Annotated in this window: 14 protein-coding genes, 1 tRNA gene and 4 pseudogenes; 11 read left to right on the top strand and 8 right to left on the bottom strand. The window is 73.5% G+C overall.

The features are described 5' to 3' along the window. The first annotated feature begins 22 nt into the window (after positions 1 to 22). A complete protein-coding gene (locus E6W39_RS33215) occupies positions 23 to 1,546 on the top strand; it encodes a PucR family transcriptional regulator (RefSeq protein ID WP_141636639.1) in 1,524 nt (507 codons plus the stop codon). Positions 1,547 to 1,611: 65 nt separating this feature from the next. Here E6W39_RS33215 and E6W39_RS33220 read toward each other — a convergent pair. Then, a tRNA-Leu gene (locus tag E6W39_RS33220) sits at positions 1,612 to 1,696 on the bottom strand. Between the two features lie 237 nt (positions 1,697 to 1,933). Here E6W39_RS33220 and E6W39_RS33225 point away from each other — a divergent pair. The 3 genes and pseudogenes from E6W39_RS33225 (at position 1,934) to E6W39_RS43780 (ending at position 4,661) form a co-directional block, all read left to right on the top strand. Further along, positions 1,934 to 3,264 (top strand): annotated as a pseudogene (locus E6W39_RS33225) (M20/M25/M40 family metallo-hydrolase). A 179-nt stretch (positions 3,265 to 3,443) separates the two neighbouring features. Beyond that, positions 3,444 to 3,685, top strand: a pseudogene (locus E6W39_RS33230) (chaplin). A gap of 175 nt (positions 3,686 to 3,860) precedes the next feature. Continuing rightward, entirely contained in the window at positions 3,861 to 4,661 is an 801-nt protein-coding gene (locus E6W39_RS43780) for a chaplin (protein WP_141636640.1), read from the top strand. A gap of 115 nt (positions 4,662 to 4,776) precedes the next feature. Here E6W39_RS43780 and E6W39_RS33240 read toward each other — a convergent pair whose 3' ends face one another. Beyond that, complete coding sequence (locus E6W39_RS33240) at positions 4,777 to 4,971, bottom strand: DUF5703 family protein (RefSeq protein WP_220140391.1); 195 nt, start codon at positions 4,969 to 4,971, stop codon at positions 4,777 to 4,779. A 431-nt stretch (positions 4,972 to 5,402) separates the two neighbouring features. On the opposite strand from E6W39_RS33240, the pseudogene E6W39_RS33245 reads away from it, so the two are divergent. Then, a pseudogene (locus E6W39_RS33245) lies at positions 5,403 to 6,010 on the top strand (hypothetical protein). Positions 6,011 to 6,096: 86 nt separating this feature from the next. On the opposite strand, the gene E6W39_RS33250 reads toward E6W39_RS33245, so the two are convergent. Together E6W39_RS33250 and E6W39_RS33255 are read right to left on the bottom strand one after the other, a co-directional pair. Then, a complete protein-coding gene (locus E6W39_RS33250) occupies positions 6,097 to 8,331 on the bottom strand; it encodes an AAA family ATPase (RefSeq protein WP_141636641.1) in 2,235 nt (744 codons plus the stop codon). After that, positions 8,255 to 9,250: an aldo/keto reductase gene (locus E6W39_RS33255; RefSeq protein WP_141636642.1), complete on the bottom strand. Its 996-nt coding sequence runs from the start codon at positions 9,248 to 9,250 to the stop codon at positions 8,255 to 8,257. Before E6W39_RS33255 ends, E6W39_RS33250 begins: the two co-directional genes overlap by 77 nt. Positions 9,251 to 9,400: 150 nt before the next feature. Here E6W39_RS33255 and E6W39_RS33260 point away from each other — a divergent pair, with 150 nt between their 5' ends. Beyond that, complete coding sequence (locus E6W39_RS33260; RefSeq protein WP_141636643.1) at positions 9,401 to 10,447, top strand: LLM class F420-dependent oxidoreductase; 1,047 nt, start codon at positions 9,401 to 9,403, stop codon at positions 10,445 to 10,447. 10 nt (positions 10,448 to 10,457) lie between these two features. Here E6W39_RS33260 and E6W39_RS33265 read toward each other — a convergent pair whose 3' ends face one another. After that, positions 10,458 to 11,489 carry a CorA family divalent cation transporter gene (locus E6W39_RS33265; RefSeq protein ID WP_181799560.1) on the bottom strand — a complete coding sequence of 344 codons (1,032 nt, stop codon included), beginning with the start codon at positions 11,487 to 11,489 and terminating at the stop codon, positions 10,458 to 10,460. A 70-nt stretch (positions 11,490 to 11,559) separates the two neighbouring features. Here E6W39_RS33265 and E6W39_RS33270 point away from each other — a divergent pair, with 70 nt between their 5' ends. The 5 genes from E6W39_RS33270 to E6W39_RS33290 all read left to right on the top strand — a co-directional run bounded on the left by E6W39_RS33270 (position 11,560) and on the right by E6W39_RS33290 (position 16,897). Beyond that, positions 11,560 to 12,261, top strand: a complete 702-nt coding sequence (locus E6W39_RS33270) for a histidine phosphatase family protein (RefSeq protein WP_141636645.1) — start codon at positions 11,560 to 11,562, stop codon at positions 12,259 to 12,261. Between the two features lie 57 nt (positions 12,262 to 12,318). Continuing rightward, complete coding sequence (locus tag E6W39_RS33275; RefSeq protein ID WP_101379469.1) at positions 12,319 to 12,888, top strand: DUF3090 domain-containing protein; 570 nt, start codon at positions 12,319 to 12,321, stop codon at positions 12,886 to 12,888. Beyond that, positions 12,858 to 13,769, top strand: a complete 912-nt coding sequence (locus E6W39_RS33280) for an SCO1664 family protein (protein ID WP_141636646.1) — start codon at positions 12,858 to 12,860, stop codon at positions 13,767 to 13,769. The genes E6W39_RS33275 and E6W39_RS33280 overlap by 31 nt, the downstream gene beginning before the upstream one ends. A gap of 125 nt (positions 13,770 to 13,894) precedes the next feature. After that, the gene (gene mshC / locus E6W39_RS33285; protein ID WP_141636647.1) at positions 13,895 to 15,124 is read left to right on the top strand and encodes a cysteine--1-D-myo-inosityl 2-amino-2-deoxy-alpha-D-glucopyranoside ligase; all 1,230 of its coding nucleotides are present in this window, start codon (positions 13,895 to 13,897) and stop codon (positions 15,122 to 15,124) included. A gap of 291 nt (positions 15,125 to 15,415) precedes the next feature. Further along, entirely contained in the window at positions 15,416 to 16,897 is a 1,482-nt protein-coding gene (locus E6W39_RS33290; protein ID WP_141638094.1) for an APC family permease, read from the top strand. Between the two features lie 275 nt (positions 16,898 to 17,172). Here E6W39_RS33290 and E6W39_RS33295 read toward each other — a convergent pair. The 3 genes and pseudogenes from E6W39_RS33295 to E6W39_RS33305 form a co-directional block, all read right to left on the bottom strand. Further along, positions 17,173 to 17,706 (bottom strand): annotated as a pseudogene (locus E6W39_RS33295) (SPFH domain-containing protein); the annotation flags it as partial. A 232-nt stretch (positions 17,707 to 17,938) separates the two neighbouring features. Continuing rightward, positions 17,939 to 18,964 carry a PAC2 family protein gene (locus tag E6W39_RS33300; protein ID WP_141636648.1) on the bottom strand — a complete coding sequence of 342 codons (1,026 nt, stop codon included), beginning with the start codon at positions 18,962 to 18,964 and terminating at the stop codon, positions 17,939 to 17,941. 113 nt (positions 18,965 to 19,077) lie between these two features. Continuing rightward, positions 19,078 to 19,860, bottom strand: a complete 783-nt coding sequence (locus E6W39_RS33305; RefSeq protein ID WP_141638095.1) for a GNAT family N-acetyltransferase — start codon at positions 19,858 to 19,860, stop codon at positions 19,078 to 19,080. Positions 19,861 to 19,869 lie beyond the last annotated feature (9 nt).

Raw genomic sequence — 19,869 nt, forward strand, 5'->3', positions numbered from 1 at the left:
AGCGGAAGTCAAAGTCCCGCGCATGCCGATGTCGTTGCGCGGTCTGCTTCAGGACAACGGCCTCGGCCTGCGGCTGCGCACCGGCGCCGCCGGTGCCGACCGCATCGTCCGCTGGGTGGCGGTGACCGAACTCGCCGATCCGACACCGTGGATGACGGGTGGCGAACTGATCCTCACCACCGGCCTGCGCCAGCGGACCACCGCGGCGCAGACCGCCTTCGTCCAGCGCGTGGCCGCCGCCGGCGCCTCCGGGATCGGATTCGGCACCGGCCTGAGCCACACCGCGGTGCCGAGGGCGACGGTGGCCGAGGCCGAGCGGCAGGGCCTGGCCGTACTCGAAGTCCCGTACGAGACGCCGTTCATCGCGATCAGCCGCCTGGTCGCCGAACGGCTCGCGGCCGAGGACCACAGCGCCCAACGGCGGCTGGTGGACCAGCACGACCTGCTGGTCCAAGCGCTGCTGTCCGGCGGGGGCCTGACTGCGCTGCTGCGGATCCTGCGGCGCTGCTCCGGCGCCGAGGCCGCCGTCATCGACCGCCACGGGACGGTCCTCGCCGCCGCCCCGGAGCGTGCCGATGCGCTGGTCGAGGAGGTGCGGGCGGCCGGCCTTGAGCCCGCGGGCGACCCGGGGCGCGGCGGCCCGCTGTGCCTGCCGGTGCTGGTCGACGGAGCCGTCACCGGGTTCCTCTGCCTGCGGGCGGCCGGCGACGCGGCGGACGTCCTGCCGTACGCGGTGCGACTGATCGGCCTGGAGCTGGCACGCCGTCAGGCCCGGCTGGCCGGGCGGCGCGAACTGGTCGGCCAGGTGCTCGAAGACGTCGTGCGGGACGTGATCGCACCCGCGGCCGCCGAGCGCCGGCTCGCCGCGCTGGGGCTCGACGTCAAAGCCGCCCACCGGGTGGTGCTGGGCTGCCTGGCGGCCGACGCCCCCGGGTCGGAGGAGGGCCGGCGGTTGGCCCGGCTGCCCTGGACCACCACGGGCCGCCCCGGATCCCCCGAGCCGGTGCTCACCGCCGTGGTCAACCGGTACCTCGTCGCCGTGCTCCCGCAGACCACCCCAGTCGACGAGCCGGCCCGGCGGATCGGCACCGCGCTGTCCGCCCTCGATGCCCGCGCCTCGGTCGGCATCGGCGGCTGCTACCGAGGCGTCGACGGCCTGCGCTGGAGCTGGTTCGAGGCCCAGGCCGCCCTGGCCAAGGGCCCCGGAATCCACGGCGGCGATCCGCTCGACCTGCCGCGCCTGCTGCTCGCCCACCCCGATCTGCCGCTCAAGCAGCTCGGCGCGGAGGTGCTGCGCCCGCTCACCGAGTTCGACGACGACCGCCACGGTGACCTGGTCCTGACGCTGCGCGCCTACCTGGCCGCGGACTGCTCGGTCCAGGCGGTCGCCGACCAGCTCTACGTCCACCGGAACACCGTCCGCTACTGGCTGGACCAGATCGAGCGCCTCACCGGCCGCTCCCTGCAGTCCCTGCAGGACCGCTTCCACCTCTGGCTCGCCCTGCTGGCGGCCTACCCCGACGGCGGCCGCTCGGCCCCGGCGTAGTCGGCGCCATAGCCATGGAAAACACAGATGACCTGATTAGCAAGCTAATCAGGTCATCTGACTTGTGTCCGAGGGGGGACTTGAACCCCCACGCCCGATAAAGGGCACTAGCACCTCAAGCTAGCGCGTCTGCCATTCCGCCACCCGGACTAGGTGGTCCGCTCGGCCTGAGTAGTACCCGTTTCGGTTACCGCTCGTCGGCCGCGCTGACATGGATAACTGTAGCAAAGAACGGTGCGGGGTCCCAAAAGCCTGGGGGAGTGGGGTGGCTGGGGGTGGACGGCTGGGATCGGGGAGGTTCGGCGCGAGATGCCCTTGGGGTGGCGGGGTGACTGGGAGAGGATGGCCGGAAGCGCGGTCAGAGCGGCCGGTGGACGAGGAGGGCGCATGAGCGAGTCGACGGTGGCGGGTGGGGCCCGGGTGAACGGCGAGTCGGAGGTCGCCGATATCTGCCGTGACCTGATCCGGATCGACACCAGCAACTACGGCGACAACTCCGGGCCCGGCGAACGGGCGGCGGCCGAGTACGTCGCCGAGCAGCTGGCCGAGTTCGGCGTGGAGCCCACGATCATCGAGTCGGCCAAGGGCGGGCCTCGCTGGTGGTGCGGATCGAGGGCGAGGACCGGTCGCGGCCCGGGCTGCTGATCCACGGGCACACCGATGTGGTTCCGGCCAACGCCGACGACTGGACGCACCACCCGTTCTCCGGCGAGATCGCGGACGGCTGCGTCTGGGGCCGCGGGGCCGTGGACATGAAGGACATGGACGCGATGACCCTGGCCGTGGTCCGCGACCGGCTGCGCACCGGGCGCAAGCCCCCGCGCGACCTGGTGCTGGCGTTCCTGGCGGACGAGGAGGCCGGCGGCAGCTACGGCGCGCGGTTCCTGGTGGACAAGCACCCGGGGCTCTTCGAAGGCGTGACCGAGGCGATCGGCGAGGTCGGCGGCTTCTCCTTCACGGTCAACGACAAGGCGCGGCTCTACCTGGTCGAGACGGCCGAGAAGGGCATGCACTGGATGCGCCTGACGGTCGAGGGCCGGGCCGGGCACGGCTCGATGATGAACGACGACAACGCCATCACCGAGCTGTGCGAGGCGGTGGCCCGGCTGGGGCGGCACGAGTTCCCGCTGCGGATCACCAAGACCGTCCGCTCCTTCCTGGACGAGCTGTCGGACGCGCTGGGCGTGCCGCTCGACCCGGAGAACATGGACGAGACGCTGCGGATCCTCGGCGGCATCGCCAAGATGATCGGCACCACGCTGCGCAACACCGCGCAGCCGACCATGCTGGGCGCGGGGTACAAGGTCAACGTGATCCCCGGGCAGGCCACCGCGCACGTGGACGGGCGGTTCCTGCCCGGGTACGAGGAGGAGTTCCTCGCCGAGCTCGACCGGGTGCTCGGCCCGCGCGTGAAGCGGGAGAGCCTGCACTCGGACAAGGCCATCGAGACCAGCTTCGACGGCGCGCTGGTGGACGCCATGCAGCAGGCGCTGCGGGCGGAGGACCCGATCGCCCGGGCCGTGCCGTACTGCCTCTCCGGCGGCACCGACGCCAAGTCGTTCACCGACCTCGGCATCCGCTGCTTCGGCTTCGCGCCGCTGCAGCTGCCGCCGGAGCTGGACTTCGCGGGGATGTTCCACGGCGTGGACGAGCGGGTGCCGGTGGAGGGTCTGAAGTTCGGCGTCCGGGTGCTCGACCGGTTCATCGACGCCTGCTGAGCAGGGGTTCCCGCGCCGGGAGCCGACCATGATCTCCTCTGATGTTCCGTCAATCTCCTGAGCTGGTTATCACCGGCATGAGTGAGAAACCAACGGCCACCGTCCCCCGTTCGGCGGTGGCTCGTTCACTCATTTGGCGGCACGGGTGACCGAGCCGCTCGGATGATCAGGAGGAATGGATGAACGTCAAGAAGATCGCTGCCGTGACCGTCGCCGCCGGTGGCCTGATGCTGGGGCCGCCGGTGCCGCCGCCGCGGCCGGGGGTGCCGGCGCGGAGGGCGCCGCGGTGGGCTCGCCCGGCGTGCTGTCCGGCAATGTGGTCCAGGTGCCGGTGCACATCCCGGTCAACGTCTGCGGCGACACGATCAACGTGATCGGCCTGCTGAACCCGGCGTTCGGCAACACCTGCGTCAACCAGTAGGCCCGGCGATTGCTGTGGGGCGGTCCCGCTTCGGGATCGCCCCACTTCTCATTTCAATCCACCCGATCGGGTGATGTGCCTCCGGATGGCTCAACCTTTTCGAGCATGGCTCGTTGAATTGTGGGCGGCAAAAGCATTCGTCGGAATTTCCGACCGTCACATGACAGGGGTATGTATGCGACAGGTGGCCAAAAAAGGGATCCTCACGGCGGTAGCCACCGGTACCGTGCTGGCGTCCGCAGGGGGCTACGCCTATGCGGCGGCCGGCGCTTCGGGTGCGGCGGCCGGCTCGCCGGGCGTCGCCTCCGGGAACAGCGTCCAGGTGCCGATCGAGGTTCCGATCAACGTCTGCGGCGACACGATCGACGTGGTCGGCGCGCTCAACCCGGCGTTCGGGAACCAGTGCGCCAACACCAGCTCGTCGGGTCACCACCACGGTGGGGACCAGAACGGCCCCGGCGGTCACGGCAGCACCGGCGGTTCGGTGGCCGGCAGCTCGGCCTCCGGCGTCGCCAAGGGGTCACCGGGCGTCGGCTCCGGCAACAACGCCCAGGTCCCGGTCGACGTGCCGGTCAACGCCTGCGGCGACTCGGTCGACGTGATCGGTGCGCTCAACCCGGCGTTCGGCAATGAGTGTGCCAACACCTCCGTCAGCCAGGGTGTCCACACCCCGCCGCCGGCCCCGACCCCGCAGCAGTGCACCGGCGGCTGCGACACTCCGCCGCCGGCGCCGCCCGCTGCGAACGTGCCGCCCGCTTCGAACGTGCCGCCGGGCACCTCGGTGTCCGACACCCACGGAACGCCGATCGCGCGGTCGGCCGCACCCGGGACCACCCAGGTGTCGGCCGAGTCCGCACCGGCCGCCACCAAGTTGGCCTACACCGGGGTCAGCGGCCTGGACGTACTGGCTCCGGCGGGCCTGGGCCTGCTGCTGGCCGGCGGCGTGCTCTACCGCAAGGGGCGCAGGGCCTCCTGACGGGGCTCCCGGGGGCGGGGAGTGCGTGCCTACCCGCCCGCAACCGGGCCTCGCCCGCGAGGGCAACCAGGCACGCACTCCCCGGCGGCCGACGGCTACCGCCGGCGGCCGGCGGTCACCAGCTGCGGACCTGCCGGATGATCCGACGCCGCAGCCGGACCGTGCGGCTGCCGTCCGGATAGAGCCGCAGCCGGTCCAGCTCCCAGTGCCCGTACTCGGCGTGCTCGGTCAGCAGCTGTCGGGCCGCATTGCGCGTGGTGCCGCGCGGCATGCGCAGCGACTGGTACTCGTACTCGGGCTGCCGGACCAGCTTCGGTGGGGTCAACGTCGCCTCCTCAGCGTTGCCTGCTGCGTTCTGTGCTCGGCTTTGTCTGCTCGGTCTGTCTGTTCGGTATGTCTGCTCAGTGCTGTCTGCGGGCAAGCCTACGACTTGCCAGTGACAGTGACACCGGCCCTGCGGCAAGCCCGCGGGAGCCGCGCCGGGCCTGCGGGAGCCGACCCGGGGCCGACCGCCGCCAGGGCGCGACACGCCCACCCGGGGCACCGTCCTGACCGGTCACGCGCCATTCTCCCGGTTCGGCGAACTGATGCGTAATCAATTCCCGAGGGCGGAACCAGGAAACGCCGTGGCGGGCACAGAAGCGCACGCTTCGGACATCGCGGGTCAAGTTGCCGGGCTTTCGCAAACTGAGACGGTAGCCCCTGTGCACCACGGGCCCGGGTGCGGATAGCGTCTGTCCCATGTCTGATGCCGCGCAGCTCAACCGGACCGAGGTACGCGAAGCCGCCGAGGCGGTCAAGGCCGCCATCGACCGCCATTTGGAAGCGGTGTCCAGCACCACCACCGCAGACGATCCCGCGGTCTTCGCCGCCTACGAGGAGTTGGCTGCGGCGGCCATCCACTACGACCAACTGCTCTACGAGGTCTATGACGAGGTGACCCCGTTCGAGGTCCCCGGCGACGGCGGCCCGGGCAGCTACCAGGGCCCGGAGGAGCCCGAGGCGATCAGCGTGCTGATCCGCCGCGACTACCGGATCGCCGACCCGCGCCGGCTGCGCGCGCAGGCCGAGCGGGTGGACTCCTCGCTCGAATCGGCCGAGCGCGGCGGCCAGGGGGTGACGGCGGCCGCGGTCGGCGCGGTCTTCGGCGAGTACGAGCCGGACGAGATCGCCGCCCGGGCCGAGGAGTTCGGCCTGGAGGAGGGCGACGCCACGATCTGGGTGGCGGCCACCGATCCGACCGACCCGGGGAGTGGCTCGCCGAGCCGTTCGACAGTCCGGACCCGCACCTGCTGCTCTGCCGCTTCGACGTCAGCGAGGTGTACGACGAGGAGGACGGCCTCGGCTGACCGAGGACGCAAGACGTCGGGGCGGCTCCCGCGATCGTGACCGGGAGCCGCCCCAAACACTTCTGACGATGCGTCAGCCCCGTGTGTCAGCCCTGCGGGGCGTTCTCGGTCAGCAGGGCGCGCAGCCGGGTGGTGCGCGGCGTGGCGGGGCGCTCGGCCACGGCCTGGGCCAGTGCGGGACCGGCCGCGTGCACCACCGAGAGGTGCCGCTCGGCCCGCCCGAAGGCGGTGTAGACCCACTGCCGGGTCAGCCCGGGGCCCGCCTCCTCGGGCAGCACCACGACGGCCGCCGGCCAGCGCCGCCCGGCCGCCTGATGGACCGTCAGCGACCAGCCGTGCCGCAGCCGGTCGACCTGGGCGGGCGGCAGCACCAGCTCGCTGCCGTCGGCCAGGGCCAGCCGCAGGCCGTCCCGGTCGCCGCCCAGTACCCGCCCCGGATGGTTGATCCCGGGCAGCGGCGAGTAGACCACCCGGTCGCCCGGGTCGAAGCCGCCGAACCGCCCGGGGCCGGGGTTCAGCCGGGCCTTGACGGCGGCGTTGAGCGCCCGGGTGCCGGCCGGGCCGCCGTGGCCGGGGGTCAGCAGCACCGTCTGCTCGGCGGGGATGCCCAGCGCACGCGGAATCGACTCGGTGAGCAGTTGCACGGCCCGGTGCACCGCTTCGGCGGACTCGCGGGCGGTGACGATCACCACCTCCTTGTCCGGCGCCTCCACGGTGGTCAGCTCGCCGACGCCGATGCCGGAGACCAGCTCGCCGATCGGGCCGAGGTCGGGGGTGCGGGAGGCCACCTGCGGGCACACCTTGGCGGCCAGCAGGTCGGCGAACAGCCGCCCGGGGCCGGCCGACCAGAGCTGGCCCGGGTCGCCGCTGAGCACCAGCCGGGTGCCGTCGGCCAGCGCCTCGACCAGGGTGGCGGCCTGCTCCAGGTCGAGCAGCGGGGCGTCCTGGACGATCAGCAGGTCCAGCGCCAGGGCGCCCTCCTCGGTGCGCTCGACGGTGCCGGGGCGCAGCAGCTCGGCGAGGGTCAGCGACTCGGGCTCGCCCAGGGCGTCGCGGCCGTACTCGGTCCAGGCGGCGGCCCGGGCCCGCAGGCCGAGCGCGCGGGCGGCGCGCAGCAGGGCGGCGAGCTCACCGCGCGAGGCGGCGTCCCCGGTGTGCAGCACCAGCGGGCCGGTGGCGACGGCGCGGATCAGCGCGGCGGCCGAGGCGGAGCCGGCCGCGCCGGCGGCCGCCTCCCAGTCGGCCTCGCCGGGAGCACCCGGCTCGCCCTCGGGGGCGGAAGCCTCGACCGGCGTCGGCGATTCCTCGACCGGTGTCCCGAAGGTGGAGAGCAGCCGGGCCAGGCCCTCGGCGGCCTCCTCCTCGGCCTGTGCCAGCCGGTCCAGCGCCAGCAGCAGCCGCATCGGCGGCTCCTCGTCCTCGCCGACCTCGCGGGCGCCCGGACCGGTCTCCTCCTCCTGGAACGGCAGCACCCGGCCGTCCTCGACGGCGGCCTGCACCGCCTGCTCCGGGTCGGGCAGGCCGAGCTTCTCCAGCCCGGCGCGCAGCTCGTCGGCGGTCAGCGCGGAGTGGCCGCGCAGCGCGGCCTGCTCCAGCAGCCAGATGGCCAGCGCCCGGCCGCGGCGCGGGTCGTCGGGGCCGGCAGCGGGGCCGAGCAGCGCCTTGGCGAAGCCGTCGGCCTGCTCGGGGCGCACCCCGGGCAGCGCCAGCAGGGCCCACGGGTCCTGCTGGAGGGTGTCGGGCGCCTGTTCGCCGAGCGTGGTCAGGGCGGCGTGCGCCAGCTGGTCGGCGGCCGCAGCGGGCGCTCCGCCGTGGGTGAGCAGCTGCACGGTGGCGCGCAGTGCGTCGGCCGGGAGCTCCAGCCGGGGCGCGGCCGCCGGCTCGGGCGCGGGCGCCGCGGTGGCCGGGGCGTCGGGAGCGGCGGGGGCGTCGGCCGGGGAGCCGGGCTTCGCCGGCGCGGGGCGTGACGGTGCGTCGGGGGTGCGCCGCTCCACGGCCCGCACGGCCTCGGTCAGCGCGGCCAGCTCGGCGGCGCGGCGCGCCGGGTCCACGGTCCGGGGTGTGAAGCCGGTGACGCCCGCCGCGGGGCCCTGGCCGCCCGCCGGCCGCTCGTCGGCGGCTCGGGGCTCGGGCACCGGCGTCTCGGCAGCGGCGGCCGCCTCCTCCGAGGGAGCCTGCGCGCCCCCCGCGTCCGGCTCCGGGCCGTCGGCCGCCGGTTCGTCCGTCTGACTCACAGTTGCTGACTCACAGTTCGTTCCAGTCCTGATCAGGGTAGCGACGCACCGGCGCCGAGATGTCGTCGAGCGCACCGCGGATCTCATCCGGAAGCGTAAGCGCCTCCACCGACAGCGCCGTGTGCAGCTGGGTGGCGGTGCGCGCACCCACGATCGCGGCCGCCACCCCTGGCCGGTCCCGGACCCAGGAGAGCGCCACCGCCAGCGAGCTGCTGGCCAGGCCGTCGGCGGCGGTGGAGAGCGCGTCCACGATCCGCCGGGACCGCTCGCCGAGATAGGGCTGCACATACCCGGCGAGGTGCGGCGAGCTGCCCCGGGAGTCCTGCGGAATGCCGTGGCGGTACTTGCCGGTCAGCACCCCGCGCCCCAGCGGTGAGGAGGCGAGCAGGCCGATCCCGGCGTCCAGCGCGGCGGGCAGCGCCTCGCGTTCGGCGCCGCGCTGCAGCAGCGAGTACTCCAGCTGGGTCGCGGCCAGCGGCACCCGCCCGGGCGCGGCCAGCTGCCAGGTGGCGGCCTTGGCCAGCTGCCAGCCGCAGTAGCCGGCCACCCCGGCGTAGCGGGCCCGGCCGGAGGCGACCGCCAGGTCCAGCGCGTGCATGGTCTCCTCGGTCGGGGTGGCCGGGTCGAAGGCGGGCACCTGCCAGAGGTCCACGTGGTCCGTGCCGAGCCGGCGCAGCGAGGCGTCCAGGGCGGCCAGCAGGGCGCTGCGCGAGGAGCCGCCGGCGGCCGCGGCACCTCGGGTGCCGGGCCCGGTCGACGCGCCGGCCCGGGTGGCGATCACCAGTTCGGAGCGCGGGACCAGACCGTCCATCAGCCGGGCGAGCAGGTGCTCGGCGGCGCCGTCGCCGTAGAGGTCGGCGGTGTCCACCAGGGTCCCGCCGGCGTCCACGAAGGTCTTGAGCTGCTCGGCGGCCTCGGCTTCGTCGGTGTCCCGGGTCCAGGTCATGGTGCCCAGCCCCAGTCGGGAGACCCGCAGGCCGGTGCGGCCCAGATTGCGTCGTTCCATGGGCGCAGGACCCCCTCACTCTTGGTGACCATGATCGTAACCGTCGCTCGCAGCAATGTGACGCTCGCCACGCCTACCCGTCGGTAGCAAGACCGCCGGGGCCACGGCTACCGTGGCCCGCAACGGCCCCTCGGGAAAGGCGTGCACGTCATGCGACTCGGCATCAACCTCGGCTACTGGGGACTCGGCATGGACGCCGACAACATCGCGGTCGCCCAGGAGGCCGACCGGCTCGGCTACGCGGTCTGCTGGGCCGCGGAGGCGTACGGCTCGGACGCCGCCACGGTGCTCGCCTTCGTCGCCGCCAGGACCGAGCGGATCGACGTGGGCTCGGCGATCTTCCAGATCCCGGCCCGGACCCCGGCGATGACCGCGATGACGGCGGCCACCCTGGACGCGCTCTCCGGCGGCCGGTTCCGGCTCGGCCTCGGGGTCTCCGGCCCGCAGGTGTCGGAGGGCTGGTACGGCGTCAGGTTCGACAAGCCGCTCGGGCGCACCCGGGAGTACGTGGAGATCATCCGCAAGGCGATGTCCCGCGAGCGGCTGACCCACCAGGGCGCCAACTGGACGCTGCCGCTGCCCGGCGGCCCGGGCAAGCCGCTGAAGCTGACGGTGCATCCGGTGCGCGAGCACATCCCGCTCTACATCGCCGCGATCGGCCCGAAGAACCTGGAGCAGACCGGCGAGATCGCCGACGGCTGGCTGGGCATCTTCTTCTCGCCCGAGCACGCCGAGCTCTCGCTCGCCCCGCTGCGGGCCGGCCGGGCCAAGGCCGGGCTGACCCTCGACGGCTTCGACCTCTGCCCCACCGTCAGCATCGCGGTCGGCGAGGACGTCGCGGCGGCCGCCGACTCGCTGCGCGACCACGCGGCGCTCTACATCGGCGGGATGGGCAGCAAGGAGAAGAACTTCTACAACCAGCTGGCCTGCCGGATGGGCTACGAGGAGGCCGCTGCCGAGATCCAGCAGCGCTACCTGGCCGGCGACAAGCAGGGCGCGGCCGCAGCCGTGCCGCACGACCTGATCGACGCCTTCGCCCTGCTCGGCACCAAGGAGCGGATCGCCGACCGGCTGCGCGCCTACGCCGACGCCGGGGTGACCACCCTGACCCTGGCCCCGACCGGCTGGACCCTGGACGAGCGGGTGGCCGCGCTGCGCACCGCGGTGGACGCCATGGAGCTGGCGGGGCTGGCCTGACGGCGCCCGGTCACAGCCAGCCGCCGCGCTTGAACAGCCGGTGCAGGATGCCGCAGACCAGGGCGGTGGCGCCGATCGCCAGCGGGTAGCCGTACGGCCCGGCGGAGGCCTGGCCGGCGAGCGCGTACCCGCTCAGCAGCAGCGGGGGGACGGCCAGCGCCACCCAGGCGCCCAGCCGGCGCAGCTCACCGCTCGGCAGCTCGGCGTGTGGCGGTTCGCCACTCGGCGGCTCGGCGTGTGGCAGTTCGCCGCTCGGCGGCTCGGCGTGCGGCGGCTCGTCGTGCGGTGCCCGGGCGGGCCCCGGTTCCTGCTCGGCGTGCGGCGCCCGCCCGGGTCTCGGTTCCTGCTCGGCGTGCGGCACCTGCTCGGGTCGGGGTGCCCGCTCGGCGTGCGGCACCTGCTCGGATCCCGCTGCTTGCACGGGCTGCGGTGCCCGCCCGGGCTGCGGTGCGGCACCCGCCCCGCATTCGGCCGCCAGCTGCTCCGCGCCCGCCCGCAGGCCGGGCAGCGGCCCCGCGGCGAGCTCGCGCAGCGGCGCCAGCGCCTGCCGGGCCGCCGCGCGCAGCACCCGGGAGCCGGGGTCGGCCGCGAGCGCCGTCAGGCAGCCGTCGACGGTGGCGGCGCAGACCTCGTGGAGAACGGCGGTGGGTCCGCCGGCGAGCAGGCGCGGCTGCCGCTCCAGGCGGGCCCGCAGGCCCCTCATCGGTCCGCTCGGGCCATGGCGGACCGTCAGCACGAAGGACTCCCCGACCAGCACCAGCAGCTGACCGGTCGTCAGTGCGTGCTGCCGCCCCGCAGGCCGTTCGACTGTGGGCAGCACCACCAGCAGCGCCTGCGGATAGCGGGTCACCCCAGCGGCCCGGGGCGTTCGCAGGGCCTGCGCCACCAGCGCGGCCGGCAGCCCGGCGACCGCTCCCACCTGCGCGAACTCCGCCTCGCCCGGCTCCGCCAGGCCGATCCAGAGGAAGCCGTCGTCCGGCGCGGCGGTGCCGGGGCCGGCCAGGCGACGGCCGTCCCGGTAGCGCGCCGAGTCCACGATCACGGCTCCCATTCTGACGGCCGGTACCGCCCGGGGCCCGGAGCGGCTCGCGGCCACCGTCTAGGCTTGGGGCATGCCCACACTGCTGCTGGTACGCCATGGCCGGTCGACCGCGAACTCCGCCGGGATCCTCGCGGGTTGGACCCCGGGCGTGGATCTGGACGAGACCGGCCGGGCGCAGGCCGCCAAGCTGGTGGAGCGGCTGGCCGGGGTGCCGCTGGCGCTCGCGGTCAGCAGCCCGCTGGAGCGCTGCCGGCAGACCCTGGGGCCGCTGCTGGCGGACCGGCCCGAGCTGGGCGAGCCGACCGTGGACGACCGGCTGGGCGAGTGCCACTACGGGGACTGGACCGGGCGCCCGCTGCGCGAGTTGGCCACCGAGCCGCTCTGGCGCACCGTGCAGGACCACGCGTCGGCCGCGGCCTTTCCGGGCGGGGAGTCGCTGCGGGCGCTGAGCCACCGCACGGTGGCGGCGGCCCGGGAGTGGGACGAGAAGATCGCCGCCGAGCACGGGCCGGACGCGGTGTGGATCGCCTGCACCCACGGCGACGTGATCAAGGCGATCGTGGCCGATGCGCTCGGCCTGCACCTGGACCACTTCCAGCGGATCAACGTGGATCCCGCCTCGATCACCGCGATCCGCTACACCCCGCTGCGGCCGTTCGTGCTGCGGATGGGCGACACCGGAGACCTCTCCGGCCTGCGCCCCAAGCCGTCCGGCGCGAGCACCGGCGATGCCATGGTCGGCGGCTCCACAGGTGCGGACGCCGTAGGGTGAAAGCGCACCCGTAGCCCGTTCTCAAGACACCGTTCTTCACACCACCGGAGCGAGAGAGTGCCCCGACAGGTCTTCTTCTACGACCAGCCCGAGCGGTTCGTGGCCGGCACCGTCGGCCAACCCGGCTCGCGGGCGTTCTTCCTGCAGGCCAGTGCGCGCGGCCGGATCACCAGTGTGCTGCTGGAGAAGACGCAGGTGGCGGCGCTCGCCGAGCGGGTCGACGAGGTGCTGGACGAGGCGCTGCGGCGCAGTGCCGGCCAGGCTCCGATCCCGGCGATCGCGCCGTCCGAGCTGATCGACACCGCGCCGCTGGACCTGCCGCTGGAGCAGGAGTTCCGGGTCGGCACCATGGCGCTGGCCTGGGACGCCACCGACGGCATCCTGGTCGTCGAGGCGCAGGCGGTGCTGGAGGACGCGGAGGACGACGAGGCCGCCGAACTGGCCTTCGACGACGAGGAGAACGGTCCCGACCTGCTGCGGGTGCGGCTGAGCGGGGCGATGGCCCGGGTGTTCGCCAAGCGCGCGCTGGACTTGGTGGCGGCCGGCCGCAAGCCCTGCCCGTTCTGCAACCTGCCGCTCGACCCCGAGGGCCACCTGTGCCCGCGCCAGAACGGTTACAAGCGCTGAACACCAACCAGGACAGCCCCGAAGCCGAGGCCGAGGAGCCCGCGGCCGAGATACCCGACGCCGACCCGGTGGCCGCCGCCGCGCTGGCCGCCGACGTGCCGGCCGCCCTGGAGCTGCTGCGCTCCGGTGAGCTGACGGTGCACGGGCAGCTCACCGACGCCTCCAACGCCGTCCTCTACTGCTCCAGCACGTTGAACGGCGTGTCCGCGCTGTGCGTCTACAAGCCGGTCCGCGGTGAGCGCCCGCTCTGGGACTTCCCGGACGGCACGCTGGCCGGCCGCGAGGTGGCGGCCTACGAGCTGGCGGCGGCCACCGGCTGGCCGCTGATCCCGCCGACCGTGCTGCGGGACGGGCCGTTCGGCCCGGGGATGGTGCAGATCTGGGTGGAGCCGGACCAGCAGGCGGCCCCGCTGCTGGCTCTGCAGGACCCGAGCGGCCCCGAGCCGGGCTGGCTGCCGGTCGTCGAGGCCGAGGTGGGGGAGGGCCGCCGGGCGCTGCTGGTGCACGCCGACGACGAGCGGCTGCGCCGGCTGGCCGTGGTGGACGCGGTGCTCAACAACGCCGACCGCAAGGGCGGCCATCTGCTGCCGGCCGCCGATGGCCGGATCTACGGCATCGACCACGGGGTGACCTTCGCCACCAGCGGCAAGCTGCGCACCCTGCTGTGGGGGTGGGCGGAGCAGCCGCTGACCGAGGAGGCGGTGGAGATGCTCGGCCGGCTGGCCGCCGAGCTGGACGGCGCGCTGGGGGCCCGGCTGGCCGAGCACCTGACGGCCGTTGAGCTGACGGCCGCTCGGGAGCGGACCGCCGAACTGCTGCGCAGCCGCAGGCATCCGGTGCCTTCACAGGAGTGGCCGTCGATCCCCTGGCCACCGGTCTGAGTCACCGTGGCGGTCGGCCGGGAATTATTCCCGGCCTTGCGACCTTCATGATCGAGGCTGCTCGTTTCAGCCGTTTCTGCTGACTGGTTAGCCCCTTAAATGATCGGAAGGTTAGAGTCCTTTCCATGCATGCCTGGCCCGCTTCCGAGGTTCCCGCCCTACCCGGTCAGGGACTCCCGCTCCGTATCCACGACACCGCCACCGGAACCGTCCGGGAGCTGGTGCCCGAGGGTGACACCGCCCGGATCTACGTCTGCGGCATCACCCCGTACGACGCCACCCACCTGGGCCACGCCGCCACCTACAACGCCTTCGACCTGGCTCAGCGGGTCTGGCGGGACGCGGGCTACCGCGTCCACTACGTGCAGAACGTGACCGATGTCGACGACCCGCTGCTGGAGCGCGCGGTCGCCACCGGTCAGGACTGGACGAAGCTGGCCGAGCGTGAGACGGCACTGTTCCGCGAGGACATGACCGCCCTGCGGATCCTGCCGCCCGCCCAGTACATCGGCGCGGTCGAGTCGATCCCGTGGATCGTCCCGCTGGTCAAGAAGCTGCTCGCGTCCGGCGCCGCCTACGAGCTGGACGGCGACATCTACTTCTCCATCGAGGCCGACCCGCACTTCGGCGAGGTCTCCGGCCTGACCCGGGAGCAGATGCTGCCGATCTTCGCCGAGCGCGGCGGCGACCCGGACCGCCCGGGCAAGCGCCACCCGCTGGACGCGCTGCTCTGGCTCTCGGCCCGCCCGGGCGAGCCCGCCTGGGACACCGAGCTCGGCCACGGCCGCCCCGGCTGGCACATCGAGTGCGTGGCCATCGCGCTGGAATACCTGGACATGGGCTTCGACATCCAGGGCGGCGGCAGCGACCTGTCGTTCCCGCACCACGAGATGGGCGCCGCGCACGCCCAGACCGCCACCGGCACCCACCCGTTCGCGCGGGCCTATGTGCACGCCGGGATGGTCGGCCTGGACGGGCACAAGATGTCCAAGTCCCGCGGCAACCTGGTCTTCGTCTCGGCGCTGCGCCGCGAGGGCGTGGACCCGGCGGCGATCCGCCTGGCGCTGCTCTCCCGGCACTACCGCAGCGACTGGGAGTGGACCAAGGAGGTCCTGGACGCGGCCGTCGAGCGGCTGGCCCGCTGGCGGGCCGCGGTCTCCCGCCCGGACGGCCCGTCGGCCGAGGTGCTGCTCGCCGAGGTGCGCGCCGCGCTCGCCGACGACCTGGACGCGCCCGCCGCGCTGGCCGCCGTGGACCGCTGGGCAGCGCTCCAGGCCGCCGAGGGCGGCAGCGACACCGGCGCGCCGGGCCTGGTCTCGCGCACCGTGGACGCCCTACTGGGTGTCGCGCTGTAAGGGCAACTGACAGCTTGTCAGGCGAGGGGCCGCCGATCCGACACCGGATCGGCGGCCCCTCGCCGTTGACCTGCGGATTTCGCGGCCGAAACGGGTCTTGGGCGCGGAATGCGTGCGATCGATCGTCCGGACGGATTGGTTCCGTCGCGGGCATTGCCTTCACCGCACGGCAGCCGCCAGCATATGGGCCACTTTCGCCGCTCCTTGATCCGGAGGGTGGTCCTCGTGCCGCAAGCACCAAAGAACCCTGGCCTGAAGGCCGATGTCCTCGGCGCCGCCGACACCGTCGTGATGGCGGTGGCCGGCAGCGCGCCCGCCTACTCACTGGCCTCCACGACCGCCGTACTGGCCGGCACCGCCGGGCTGATCGGCCCGGCCGCGCTGCTCTGGTGCGCCATCCCGATGCTCGGCATCGCCTGGGCCTTCAACTACCTGGGCCGCCTCGACGTCAACGCCGGCGCCAGCTACTCCTGGGTCGGCCGGGCGCTGCACCCGGCGCTGGGCTTCCTGGCCGGCTGGTCGCTGGTGGTCTCGGCGACCATCTTCATGGTGGCCGGCTCGCTGCCGGCCGGGCAGTACACCCTGTCGCTGTTCTCCGACTCGCTGTCGCGCAACACCTGGGCGGCCACCGGGGTCGGGGCCGGCTGCTTCCTGGTGATGGCCGGCCTGGTGCTGCTCGGCGCCCGGATCACCGCCCGGGCGCAGTGGATCATGACGGGGGTGGAGGTCGCGATCCTGGCCGTCTTCGGCATCGCGGCGCTGGTGCACGGCGGGCACGCGGCCCGGTTCTCCTGGAGCTGGCTGTGGGGCTTCGGGCACTTCGGCGGGGTCAAGGGGTTCGCGGCGGCCGCGCTGGTGGCGGCCTTCTACTTCTGGGGCTGGGACGTCACGGCCAACCTCAGCGAGGAGACCACCGACAGCCGCCGGAACTCCGGAATCGGCGGGCTGATCGGGGTGCTCGGGGTGTTCGCGCTCTTCGAGATCGTCACCATCGCGGTCAATCTGATCATCAGCCAGCAGGATCTGACGGCCAAGGACGCCCCGCCGTTCCTCACCACCCTGGGCGACACGGTCTGGCCGGGGGCCGGCGGCAAGATCATGGTGCTGGCGGTGATGCTCTCCACCATCGCCACCCTGGAGACCACCCTGATCCAGGTGACCCGCTCGCTCTTCGCGATGGGCCGGGACCGCACCGTGCCCGCAGTCTTCGGGCTGGCCCACCGGCGCTGGCAGACGCCCTGGGTGGCGCTGGCGGTGGTGGTCGTGGTGTCGCTGGGGCTCTTCGTGGGCTCCAACGCGCTGGGCTCGGTGAGCAAGATCCTCACCGACGCGGTGGCCGCGATCGGCCTGCAGATCTCCGTCTACTACGCGCTGGCCGGGCTGGCGGTGGTGATCGCCTACCGCAGGCTCATCCTGCGCTCGGTGGCCAACGCGGTGTTCATCGGGGTCTGGCCGCTGGCCGGGGCGCTCTTCATGGCCTTCCTCTTCGTGGAGAACTGCCGCAGCCTGCCGGGCACCCAGCTGGCCATCGGGCTGGGCGCGCTGGCCGTCGGACTGCTGCCGATGGCCTGGTACTGGATCGCAGGGAGCGCCTACTACCGGCGCGGTCCGGGCTTGGCGGCGTCCAGTGGCGGGGTGTCCGGCAAGGGGGTGTCCAGCGACGCGGTGTCCAGCGACGGGGTGTCCGGCGGCGGTGCCTCGACCGGGGCGGGCGGTGCGGCCTCCTCGACGGGCGGCGCGGGCGGCGCGGGCGGGGCGGCCTCCTCGACCTGATCCCGGGCTTGCGCGATCCGGGCCCGGGCCTTCTCCACCTGGGCCTGGGTCGCGCTGTCCAGGAACCGCAGCAGCTCGACCGGGAACGGCAGCACCAGCGTGGAGTTCTTCTCGGCGGCCACCTCCACCACCGTCTGCAGCAGTCGCAGCTGGAGCGCGGCCGGGGTGGCGCTCATGATGTCGGCCGCCGCGGAGAGCTGCTTGCTGGCCTGGAACTCGCCGTCCGCGGTGATGATCCGGGCCCGCCGCTCACGGTCGGCCTCGGCCTGCCGGGCCATCGAGCGCTTCATCGACTCGGGCAGCGCGACGTCCTTGATCTCCACGCGGTCGATCTCGATGCCCCAACCCAGCGCCGGACTGTCCAACATCAGCTCCAGACCCTGGTTGATCGGCTCACGGTTGGCCAGCAGGTCGTCCAGCTCGCTCTTGCCGATGATCGACCGCAGCGAGGTCTGGGCGACCTGGGAGATGGCGAACTGGTAGTCCTGCACATTGACGGTGGCCTTCACCGGGTCGACCACCTTGAAGTACACCACCGCGTCGACCCGGACCGTCACGTTGTCCCTGGTGATGCCCTCCTGGGCCGGCACCGGCATGGTGACGATCTGCACGTTCACCCGGCGCAGCCGGTCGGCCACCGGCATCAGCATCACCAGGCCCGGCGGGCGGAGCTGCTCGCGGACCTTGCCGAACCGGAACACCACCCCGCGCTGCCACTGCTGGACCACGCGCACACTCGTCGAGGCCACCAACGCGCTGAGCACGACCACTGCGACCAGCACTCCGACGACCACATCCAGGACCACCATGGCGTCACCTCGGCCACTCCCGGTTACCGGACTTCCAGGGTAAGTCCGGTGGCGGGCCGATGCGGGCCCCCGAAGGCGGGCCCTCGACAGGCTGCCGCGGCCCGGTAGTGGTCTAGACCCTTGACAGGATACGGTCTGGACCGGTGCACTGGTCCGGGCCGATGGCCGGCGGCTGCCCGGCGCCGGTCATCGGCCGTCCCCTACAAGGGAATTGACGCCGCGTCACGCCGTGTCAGTCGCGCGAGGAGTCACCCTTGCCGTCGGCGTCATGGTCCTCGCGGTCCTCGCCGTCGGTCTCGCCGTCCTCGTCCTCGTCCTCGCCGTCGTCCTCGGCCGACCCGTCGCCGGGAGCGGACGCGTCCCCCGACCGCCCGGTGCTGGCCCGGCCGCCGCTCGGCTTCTCGCCGCCCGGCCCCTGGTTGTCCCGCCGCCGCAGATAGCGCTCGAACTCGCGGGCGATCGCCTCGCCGCTGGCCTCCGGCAGCTCCGCGGTGTCCTGGGCCTCCTCCAGCTGCTGCACGTACTCGGCCACCTCGCTGTCCTCGGCGGCCAGTTGGTCCACGCCCAGCTGCCAGGCCCGGGCATCCTCGGGCAGCTCGCCCGGCGGGATCCGCAGATCCAGCAAGTCCTCCAGCTTGTTCAGCAGCGCCAGGCTGGCCTTGGGGTTGGGCGGCTGCGCCACGTAGTGCGGCACCGCGGCCCAGAGCGTCACGGCCGGCACGCCCGCGTGCGCGAACGCCTCCTGCAGCACCCCGACGATCCCGGTCGGGCCCTCGTAGCGGCTCTCCTCCAGATCCAGCCGACGGGCCAGCGCGGCGTCCGAGGTGACCCCGCTGACCGGCACCGGACGGGTGTGCGGGGTGTCGCCGAGCAGCGCACCCAGGATCACCACCAGCTCGATGCCCAGCTCGTGCGCCAGGCCGAGCAGCTCGTTGCAGAACGACCGCCACCGCATGCTGGGCTCGATCCCGCGCACCAGCACCAGATCCCGGGTGGTCGGCTCGGTCACCCGGACCACCGACAGCCGGGTGGTCGGCCAGGTGATCCGCCGCACCTTGCCGTCCATCCAGATCGTCGGCCGGTTGACCTGGAAGTCGTAATAGTCCTCGGCATCAAGGGCGGTGAACACCTTGCCGCCCCAGGTCTCGTCCAGATGACCCACCGCCGTGGAGGCGGCATCGCCCGCGTCGTTCCAGCCCTCGAAGGCACAGACCATGACCGGGTCGATCAACTCGGGAACATCTTCCAGCTCGATCACCCAGCGTCTCCCTCCGCGCGTGGAACGCCTCGTTCCACGGACCCTACCTGCCCAGCCTACGGGCTTTGATGCCCCTCGGGTTCCGGCTTCGGCAACTGCGCCGGCCGCCCCCGTCAGGGCTCGTACTGGAACGGGGTGGTGACGCTCAGTGCGGTGAAACCGAGCCGCTCCAGGATCGGCCGGCTGGTCTCGCGGGCGTCCACCTGCAGATAGCGGTAACCGCGGGCAACCGCCTGCGTCGCACGGTGTGCGACCAGGGCCCGGTAGATGCCGCGCCCGCGCCAGGCGGGCACCGTGCCGCCGCCCCACAGGCCGGCGAACGAGACGCCCGGCAGGGTCTCCATCCGGGCCCCGCTGATCGGCTCGTCCCCGGCCATCGCCACCACCACGCTGAGTGTCTGCGGCGCCTCGGCCAGCCGGGCCAGCAGCTGGTCCGCCATCCCCGCGGCCCGGTCCGGCTCGCCGAAGGCCCGCGCCTGGGCCTCGCCGAGCAGCCGGATGCCGGCCTCGTCGGTCTCGGTGCGCAGCCACACCCCCTCCGGCAGCACCACCGGCACGGCCTGGGCGGCGCTCTCGGCCACCATCAGGGTCTCCGGCTCCTCGGCGACCAGGCCGGCCGCGCGCAGCCGGTCGGCCAGGTCGGCCGGTCGGTCGTGGCTGTAGTGCTTCCACTCGAAGGCCCGGCCGCGCTCGCCGAAGTAGCGCAGCTGCTCGGCGATCGCGGCGTCCGCCCCGGCCTCGTCCAGGCCGGACCAGAGCACCGCCGACCAGCCGAGCTCGCCGCCGTCCTGCCGGACCACCCCGCCGGCCCGGTCGACCACCGCCCCCACACCGTCCGGCGCCACCTCGCGGCGCAGCTCGCGGTCGTACTGCTCCAGCACCCGCTGCTTGTCCATCACCTGCTG

This window comes from Kitasatospora acidiphila, from assembly GCF_006636205.1.
Classification (GTDB): domain Bacteria; phylum Actinomycetota; class Actinomycetes; order Streptomycetales; family Streptomycetaceae; genus Kitasatospora; species Kitasatospora acidiphila.